The following is a 9878-nucleotide window of genomic DNA, read 5'->3' on the forward strand; positions in this document are numbered from 1 at the left end:
CTATAATAATAATTATAACAAATTGAGTGGCCCAAATATTTTCTCTAGCTTAATATAAAAATTATTAATGATATCTTCTTCCGACTTGTTGTAATAAAAATAAAAATCTTCAATAAATAAAGATACATCGCTATTTACAAATCTTTTAACATCATGACGACGTTTCAATCTATATGAGTCTAACCGATAACCAAAACCTCTAAAATCTTTGTCTCCTTTATAGATTTCTAATTTAAATTCTTCGTAATGCTCATCTTTACTTAATTCATAAATGATCGTTTTTATTAATTCATATTTTTTTATCTTTGCCATTTTAATTTTTTCCAGTGTTTATTTGAGTATTACAAGATACTAAGCAACACGACTCAACTTTTCTTTAACCTATATCAATTTATATAGTAATTATAATTAATTGAGAGAGCTAACATTTTTCTCTAATTCATTATAAAAAATATTAATGATATCTTCTTCTGATTCATTATAATTAATTAAATTAAGATTGAAATTATTATCTGGACTAAACATAAATTCATCGCACTTTGCAAGACCTCCTTTATAATTAGCTCGCATTCGATAGAGTTCCTTTCTATAGACGATGCCTTTAAATACGTTTTCCCTTCTATATATTTCTAATCGATATTCTATGGAACCTTCATCGGTATCTACCTCATATATCATCGTTTTTATTAATTTATCTTGTTTTATTTTAGCCAATTCAAATTTTTCTACTTTTGTCATTTAATTTCTCCATTATTGACAATCACGCGTAAGATTTTCTTAATTCTTATCAACTTATACAGTAATCTCCCTTTATTTCTGTGCGAAATATAGAGAGATCGATTTAACTAAAAATAACAATTCTTTGATTGATTATAATTAACATACTCATACTGAAAAAATAAGCATACCTTAATTTTTCGCTCATGATAAATTTATAATCTATAGAATTATCACCCTTCTAATTTATGTTCGTTTTAATTATTATCTTACTCATTGTGTAAGTTAATTATTTTTTCCAACATTTAGTACAATAACAATGCCTTGGATAAGCATGTCTAGGAGTCAATGCTTTTGCTTTATTTTTTGCTGCATTACAAGCCTCATACTCAGAACTTCCTCTATGAGCCCCTCGTACTCTTTCAGAAATTTTACCATCTAATTTATGATCAATCGCTTGAAGATCACACTTTGCTTCACAAAACCACTTGCCCTTACCTTCAATCTTATCTTTCTTATCTTTGCTTTTCTTGGTAGTGGTAGATATAGAAGCTGATGGACAGAAAGCATGACCATTATTTAATGAATCATAGGTATTTGATGAACCATAGTTATATTCCTCTAACAATTTAATGTTATTTGATACTCCATAAGCTATAGCGCCTCCCACAACTGCAACACATTGTGGGTTTGCCAAACATGCCCTTATGCTACCCAAAATGAAATAGACTACTGGATGTTTCCCTAAGGGATCTCGATATAAAAGCGGATTGCCACTGGCATAACTAAAGGTATTTATTCCGCCATTTAAGCCTATCGGATCGCTTTGGATATAACGCCCTATTTTAGGATTATAATCCCTAAAATAATTATAAGAAAGTCCCGTTTCTTGATCATAATATTGCCCAGGAAAACGTAAATTTAAGGTAATTTGGTTATTAGGATCTAATACCGCATTACCAAAAGCGTCACTGTGCATTTTCCATGTTTGTTGGCCTTGATTGTTAATGGCCAGTTGTGGCGTACCTAAATGATCCGTAATGAGATAATGGTAAGACGCAGTTTGTAGCGTCTGGTTAGCTGCAGTTAAACTTGCCTGCCACAATGGGCTTGTTCCCCATTCGGTATCAGGTACCCAACCATAGGCAACCGTCATCTGACCACGATGGTCTAATTCAGCAATCAGACCTTCATTTGTATAAATAAAATAGGTGATATCACCATTAATGGTTTTACTGATACGACGACCAAAAGGATCATATTGATAAGTCGCCAGTTCAGTTGTTTCATCGTTAACGCTGATAAGGCGCTCTGCTGCATTATAGTGATAGCTTAATTTTTTATCTGCACTCACTTCAGTGGCTAACTGACCATTAGGCGTATAAGTCAAGGTGGTTTGACTAGCGCCTTCGCCCCATTTGATTAGCTGATTAAATTTATTGTATTGCCACTCGCCTAATTGTTGCGCACTACCGATGCGATTACCAATCGCATCGTAGCTATAAGACTCTACAGTAAGCCCATTCTTTTGTAGTTCAATATTAGGTTTAGCAAGGATAAGCCGGTCTAATAAGTCATATTGGTAATTGTTTTCCCCGTTTTCTGTTGCGATACGGGTTATATTACTTACCTTATCATAGCTATATTGACGATTTAATAATGTTTTGCGATTCGCCGTTAACCCTATTAGTAAAGGGCGCTGTAATGAATCATACTGCTTAGTTTGCGTTGCATTAGGATAAGTCACTTTAGATGGCATAAACCAGTGGTAATCACTCCACTTAATCACTTCGCCATTAGCCAGTGTTGCCTGTTTTAGTTGTTTTTTATCATATCCATAGGTTATTTTAGTATTATCAGGATAGCTAATAGAAGCTAAATTCCCCTCTTGATCATAAGCATACTGCAAAGTCTTAGTAATACTATCTGCACCTGTGCCATAAGTAATCGTTTCTTGAGTTACTCGACCAAGTTTATCGCGCTGATAAATAAAGTGGGAATGGGTGTCACCAGTTTGTAGTATATCAATTAATTGATTAGCCTGATTATAGCTATAAGCGACAACCTGACTTGAAGTTGTTTGACCTTTTTCAATATAACTTTGTTTTATCAGATTTCCTGCCGCATCGTATTGGTATTGAATACGGTTGCCATTTGCTTGTTTTTTCTCGATTAATTGATTTGCTTGGTTATAGCTATACTCAACCTCATTTCCTAATGCCTTGGTTTCTTTTATAAGATTATTATTTTTGTCATATTCAAATGTGTATTGGTTATCATTTGCATCGGTGACTTGCGTTATATTGCCTAATAAATCTGACAGATAACGGGTTTCATAACCTAAAGCATCTATAGATTTTACTATTTCCCCTAGAGCATTATATTCTGTTTGTGAGACCCGATTCGCTGCATCAATAACACTGATCATTAATCCTAATTGATCATAAATACGATGATTGGTTAATGTAGTATCCTTATCTAATTGCTGATTAATCTCAGTGACTTTATCTAAAGCATTATAATTATATGTCTCAGTAAAGGTTGGATAAATAACTTTAGCTAATAAACCCGCTAAATTAGAACCTTTTTCACCATATTCATAAGTTAAGATATTCCCTGCAACATCTACTTCCTGTATGAGTTTATCATCGGTATTATACGTTTGTTGAGTGACTAACCCCGTTGGGCTAATGGTTTTGATTAGGCGATATAAGTTATCATACTGGTAAGTAGTGGTTTGATTGAGCGCATCAACGACTTTTGTTTCATAACCGTTCTGATTAAAACTGTAACTATATTGGGTCTTATTACCCAACGCATCGACGACTTTGATCAATCTCCCCATTGCATCGTTCGACAAAGATACATTATGATTAAGTGGATCAATAGATTCCGTAAGATAACCCGCTAAATTGTAGTTAAACTGCCATAGTTGTTGTAGTGGGTTTTTTACTGTTTTTACTTGTCCCTGAATATTATAAGTGTATTGTGATTGATAGCCATTACCATCAGTATATGTTGCTATATTGCCATAGCGGTCATAAGTTTGTTGCAATTTAATCGCTTTATCGCCACCACTAATAGTCGCGTCAATTTGTTGACCATAATTGTCATAATTAAAGCTTATAATACGTTGTTCGGGTTTACCTACCGCATATACAACTTCGATAGGATGACCAAAAGCATCGTACTGAAAGTTAATTACATCGCCTTTAGCATTCGTGATTTTTATTGGTTTATTGGCTTTATTGTATTCATAAAGCTCTGTGGCACCATTAGGGTAAGTGATTTTTATTGGATAGTCGGATTGATTATATTGCGTGGTTATTGTTAATCCACGTTGATTAGTATACTTAACCGAATGATTAGCTTTATCGCGTTGATAGGATTCAGTAATACTATCATTTACTGTTTTGGTAATAACACGACCTTTGGCATCAAATACAGTAACTGTTTTTTTGCCTACTGGATCATTAACAGTAATGGTATATTGCTTATTAACGCGATTATATTGACTATTAAAAATTGTTATAGCACCAGTTTTGTCGGTAATTTTACCTACTTGGGCCAATTTTGTATCGCGATTATCAGAACCAGTTGTCACAACTGTTTTTTTTGAAATAACCCCTCCGTCTTTACCACTCATCATAGCGGTTATCGGTGCAGGAGTTGATACGGTGTAATCAATTTTAGTTACACCACCATCTGGATCAGTTTTTTGGTTTAGTTGTCCATTTGCATCGTACCCATAATGCCATACATGACCAAGAACATCCGTGACCTTGACCAGTTTATTTCCAGACCATTCATAACTTACAGTTCGCCCTTCACGATCACTAACTTTGATAAGACGTTCTTGATTGTCATAAATAAAACTATATACCTGTTCATCAAAATGATCTTTGATAGCAATACGGCGTCCTTCGTTGTCTAAGATAAAACTAACTTTTACATTATTAATATCACCATATTCTAAAACTCGACCTTTATCATCAAAATTAATCCAATTTCCCTGTTGATCGAACCAATGCCACCCACTATCTGTTTTCTTAATAGATATGTGTTTATAGGTGTATAATTGTTCCTTACCAGTACGTTGATACATGGTACCTGCACGATCAATGGTTTTAACACTATCATCTAATGGATCAAGAACAAAACGTAAATTAGCCCAAGCCGGATTTATATACCAACGACCATTAATCCAAGTTCGATTAAGTTTAACTTCACCACCAAGTACTTTGACCCTTAGGTCAATCGTACTTTCAGTATATTCTGTATTTGGTAATTTAACACTAGCGTCACTTGTACCAGATATTTTTTGTATATCACCATTATAAAGTTGTGCATACGCTATTTTAGATGATGAGGCAATCATTATTGTCATCACCATAAAGATTGCTATATACTTGTTTATATTTTTAATTATCATGTTGCGATCCTTTGTGTTGTTTGACACACTAATTTTCATTTTTTAAATTACCTAGCACCGCTTGCCGTACCGGCACTCGCACAACTAGCTTCTGGAGCACAACCTGGTGCTATTGGCATGGCTAAAGGAGAGCCTAAAGCGCTACCTGAATTAGTACCTGAACCCCAGTCCCAATTAAAATCTGCTAATGAACATTGCCCTACATATTGATAAAAATAACCACCGCTATTACCTTTAGATATGTCGCCATTAGCGCATATACTGTCATGTAGCTCTAAATAAGGCGCTAAATAACAGCTACTAGCCGCATTTTTACTTTTAAATAACATTGTTTCAACCGTTGCTTCTGGTTTAACACTTTGAGTTTGGTTCGGATCAAGGGCGGTGACTCGATAAGCAATAACTCTTTTTTCCTTAGGCAGGAGACTATTAGGTATTTCTCCAAAAAATTCATACTTAAATTTATTATCAGTTTTCGGTAAATTTAATACCACATTTTTAGCCTCTATCAGACCATAGTTAGTGATAGTGAGCTCACCCACTTTTTCCTCACCAATTTGTAAGCCCGCTAAATTAATAGACATAGGTTCTATCAAAACAACAGGTGCTGGTACCAAAGTATTGAAAGTTGCATTTAACTCAATATCATAAACATCTTTAATTGCTGTTTCTGTTGTACCAAATTCAATATTGATGTTTTGGTACTCTAAAAAGATATGTTCATTAATAGTAGTATTAGGGCGAATAACAATGCGACCTGACACATCCGTATGGTTTGGTGCACTCACACGATAGCGATAAACTCCTGTAGGGAGGTTTTCTAATAAGGCGATCCCTTGTTCATTAGAGATAATGCTATATTGTTGAGTAAGCACAGCTTCATTTTGCAACTTAATCGTCGCACCGTTTACGCCGGCAATAGGATTACCTTGTTTATCCAACGTTGCTGTATAGATATCAGCAATATCAAATTGTGCAATACCTAGACCACTTTGTGTCACTGAAATACTGACGGGAATTGATCCTAATATATTGTTATTCTCTGCTATTTTAAGATTAAAACGATAAACACCATCACTTACCTTGTTACCTGGTTGAGCAACAATTTGTAAAGGTAGTTGTTCATCAACAGCAATTGATTCAATTGTTTTATCAGTAGCAATAAATATCCAGTTTGGTGCTGGATTACCACTTTCATCAAGAAGTTCAATTTGAACATTTTCTGCTTTAGTCAATCCTTTATTGCCTAGATGAATATTGGTACTCACCATTGTTCCCTGTTGTACACCCGTTTGAATATAATTTGGAACCGCATAAAGGGTCGGCATTGCTTGTCCTAACTGATAATCAATTTTCAATTTACCTCGTATTAAATCATTTGATTCATCAGCTAAAGCGACAAGATAAATACTTCCTTTTTCGGTTGCTGTATCATCAGCAATGAAATTAATCATGGTCAATTCAGTTTCACCACTATTTATATCAATTGGTTCAGATTTTATTTGTATCCCTTTTGGCAAAATACCATCTGGCTGATTATCTGCAGTTAATACCCAACGTAAATTTTTAGCAGTAATACTCGCTTTAGCTACCATATTTATAGGCATTGCAACGTTACGTGCCGCTTTTAGATGATAATTTTGATAATTAAAGGCGATACGATTAATTTCAAAACTAGCTTGTGAAGTCATAATTAATTCATCAGGATGAATAATGGCTACTTGATATATACCTGCATCGTTTTCTTGAGGCATAAAAGTATAAGAGAAATTTCCTTTATCATCAGTTGCAATGGCAATTTTCCGCTCAAAACCATTAACTTTTAATACTAACTTAACTGGTGCATTAGCAACAACAGTATTATCCTTCCGATAATTCGCCTGTCCTGTAATGGTAATAGGTTGTAGTCCATAGCTAACTTTTGGATTGATATTGGTAACTTTCCCTGTATAAGCTGTCGGTGGTGGTGCAGGAGGTTCCATTTTAACCATTACCTCACGTTCAATTGTAACAACTTTACCACTCGTATTAATCGCTTTAACGGTTAATTTATGTTTACCATTATTTTGTTGTGTTAATGGCCAATGAACTTGATAAGGAGATTTGGTTAATGTTGAAAATAATTGGTCATCAAGGTAAACTTCAACTTTATCAATTCCTAATTCGTCTGTTGCAGATATCTGGATATCCATAGGGGCAAAAATCACTTGATTATCTGCTGGTGTTATAATGGTTGCCTTTGGTGTCGGTAGTTTAAAACTAACTGAAACAGGTTTACTGTGTTCACTTATACCAAAATCATTATTAAGTACCGCCGTTAATTGATAATTCCCCTCGGCTTTAAGATTAACAACTTGATAAAAATAACCATTTTTATCAACTGTAACTGGATCATTAACCACTCTCCCATTTAAATATAGCTGCACTTTTCCAGCTTCCTCAGCTTTACCTTGAACCTTTAAATTTGATATTTTAACCGTGGAATTAGAGACTGGTTGAATTAATATTGGCGCTGTAACACCAATAGCGAAAGGCTCTGTATAACCTGATTCATTACCAGCTTTATCAGTTACATTTAAGCGTGCATATAATACTTCATTATCTTTAACTGGCAAATTCGAAATTTGGTAGCTATTTGAATCAATTTGGATATCTTGATCAATGAGAGGTGTATCAAAGCGCTGGTTAGTTGCTATTTGTAAATGTCCAGATTTAACACCACTTAAATTATCATAAGTTGAAAAAATCACTTTCACTGTATCACTATTAATACGATTAAATTGTTTGAGCTTAACCACTGGTTTTATCGTATCAATAGTCACTAAAGTTGAAAGAGGAGACCACATTTCCCATGTTCCACCATTATTAATACTTCCTCTAATACGTGCTCGATAAGATTGACCATTTTGCAAATTATTAACAAATGTAAATTGACCTACATCGCCAACAACTTCTCTATAAACTGTATTACCAGATGGATCTTGAATATCAATTTCATAACTATTGAGTGGACTAATTTTTTGCCATGACCAGCTTGGCGCTTGATGGCTATAACGGTTAACTAGTATTGGTGCATCTGACGTTAATCCTGAAATGTCAAAAAAATTATAAGATGCATTTTGATCAACAATATATTTACTAAAATCACTATTTGGTGTAAATAAAATCGCTTGTTCTGGTTTAATAACATTTGCAGTATTACAACCTATTTGGGTATAGTTTGAAGTTATGCCTTGGATACCTATTGTAGCACTGCTACCTTTGCTACGTTCGCCTATCAAATAACGATATTGATACTTAATTTGATTAGAGTTTTCATAAAGAATAGCCTGAAATGTTCCCATGGGAAGATTACTACCAAAGTAATACTGGTTAGTCCATTGAACAATTAACCTCCTATTAGGTGCCTCACCCTGAGTTTCATACTGAATAGTCCCTGGCGGCTGGCCTGAAACATCGGTTCTTAAATCATCCCAAAACACATACAGTGTATTATTATAAGAACGAAGACAAGTATTAATATAGGAGGTAGTTGGGTTAGTAAATTGAATCAAACCATTAGTTGTGACATAAAATTTATCAAAATTGCTACCATAATAGTTAAAGCTAAATCCTATTGGAAAAGGACCTGCATATTTATCGTCACCATATAATCCTGTATTTGTAGCAGCATAACTAGAATGATAAACAAATATAGACAAAACAAAGAAAAGGATTGCATATTTATTTTTTTGTTTTATTGATTGTCTTTTTGAGGGCCTTATATTTAATTTTAAAGATAGATTTTTCCATCGTTTATAAACTTTCATTTTTTGCTCCATTAGAGTTAGAAATTTTATTAAATTATAGCGTTAGCCTACAAGGCTTAGACAAACTCTTGCCTGCATTATTAATCAAGTTTGCCTGTTGCTTCACATATTGTTGATAACTAGCTAAACCGCCTTCTAACCAAACAACTTCACTTGGCTCAGGAAACGTTAATTTGCGTTTTAATAATTTGGTGATATGCTCATTAGGGGTTATTAATACATATTGTATAAAGGTATCATTGTTAATAATTTTATTTTTTAAAAAATGTTTTATAGCTAGATGAGATTCTTCTGATAAATTAAAATTTCTAATAGGTTTTTCAGGTAATGTATCAATATCTTGTGGCATTAAACCAATTGTAATGATCTGCCAGTTAATAGTTTTGCTGCCTAATAGAAATTCTTCAGGGGTTATTATATTTGATAACTGTAAATTTTGTTTTTTTAGCTTTGACCACGTCCTAATCCCCCCTAATAAAGCAAAAAGATGCTTATAACCTTTTTGCCTTAGAGTATTGATTGTTCGATTAATCGTTTGTTGTTCAAAACCTGTTCCAACTAATACTACTGTTTTATCATAAAGAAAATCCTTTTTTTCTAAATGATTAAGCGGGATAGTTAAAATACCTAATTGATTATGTGAGTTAAATAAGTTCGATCTAACATCTATCCATACTACATCATCTGATAAATTACGCGCCTGTTCAATGGTTAACCAAAACGTCTTATCTAATGATTCTTTATGTTGGTTAATAGGCCAATGAGTAAAAAGATCTCTATAATTTTGGATATCTTCTTGACAATCATTAATTTCATTTGCAGAAATCTGACAACAAAAAGACAAAACAGTACAAGAAAATAATAATCTATATAGCAAATTAGAATGAAAAACTGGCATTTTTAAAATTTTTTTCAAGTTA

General features: G+C 33.5%; 5 protein-coding genes. All 5 read right to left on the reverse strand.

Annotated elements, in window-relative coordinates; all coding sequences use genetic code 11:
* Positions 1–12: 12 nt before the first annotated feature.
* Positions 13–312 carry a hypothetical protein gene (locus A9G30_RS05520; protein ID WP_065588302.1) on the reverse strand — a complete coding sequence of 100 codons (300 nt, stop codon included), beginning with the start codon at positions 310–312 and terminating at the stop codon, positions 13–15.
* Positions 313–408: 96 nt separating this feature from the next.
* Positions 409–738, reverse strand: a complete 330-nt coding sequence (locus A9G30_RS05525; protein ID WP_065588303.1) for a hypothetical protein — start codon at positions 736–738, stop codon at positions 409–411.
* A 268-nt stretch (positions 739–1006) separates the two neighbouring features.
* The gene (locus A9G30_RS05530) at positions 1007–5110 is read right to left on the reverse strand and encodes an RHS repeat protein (RefSeq protein WP_176700855.1); all 4104 of its coding nucleotides are present in this window, start codon (positions 5108–5110) and stop codon (positions 1007–1009) included.
* An 86-nt stretch (positions 5111–5196) separates the two neighbouring features.
* The gene (locus tag A9G30_RS05535) at positions 5197–8958 is read right to left on the reverse strand and encodes an Ig-like domain-containing protein (protein ID WP_065588305.1); all 3762 of its coding nucleotides are present in this window, start codon (positions 8956–8958) and stop codon (positions 5197–5199) included.
* Positions 8959–8992: 34 nt separating this feature from the next.
* A partial coding sequence (locus tag A9G30_RS05540) for a rhodanese-like domain-containing protein (RefSeq protein ID WP_218057732.1) occupies positions 8993–9878 on the reverse strand: 886 nt, incomplete at its 5' end.

The sequence above is a fragment of the Gilliamella sp. Fer4-1 genome (assembly GCF_001690515.1).
Taxonomy (GTDB): Bacteria; Pseudomonadota; Gammaproteobacteria; order Enterobacterales; family Orbaceae; genus Gilliamella; species Gilliamella apicola_C.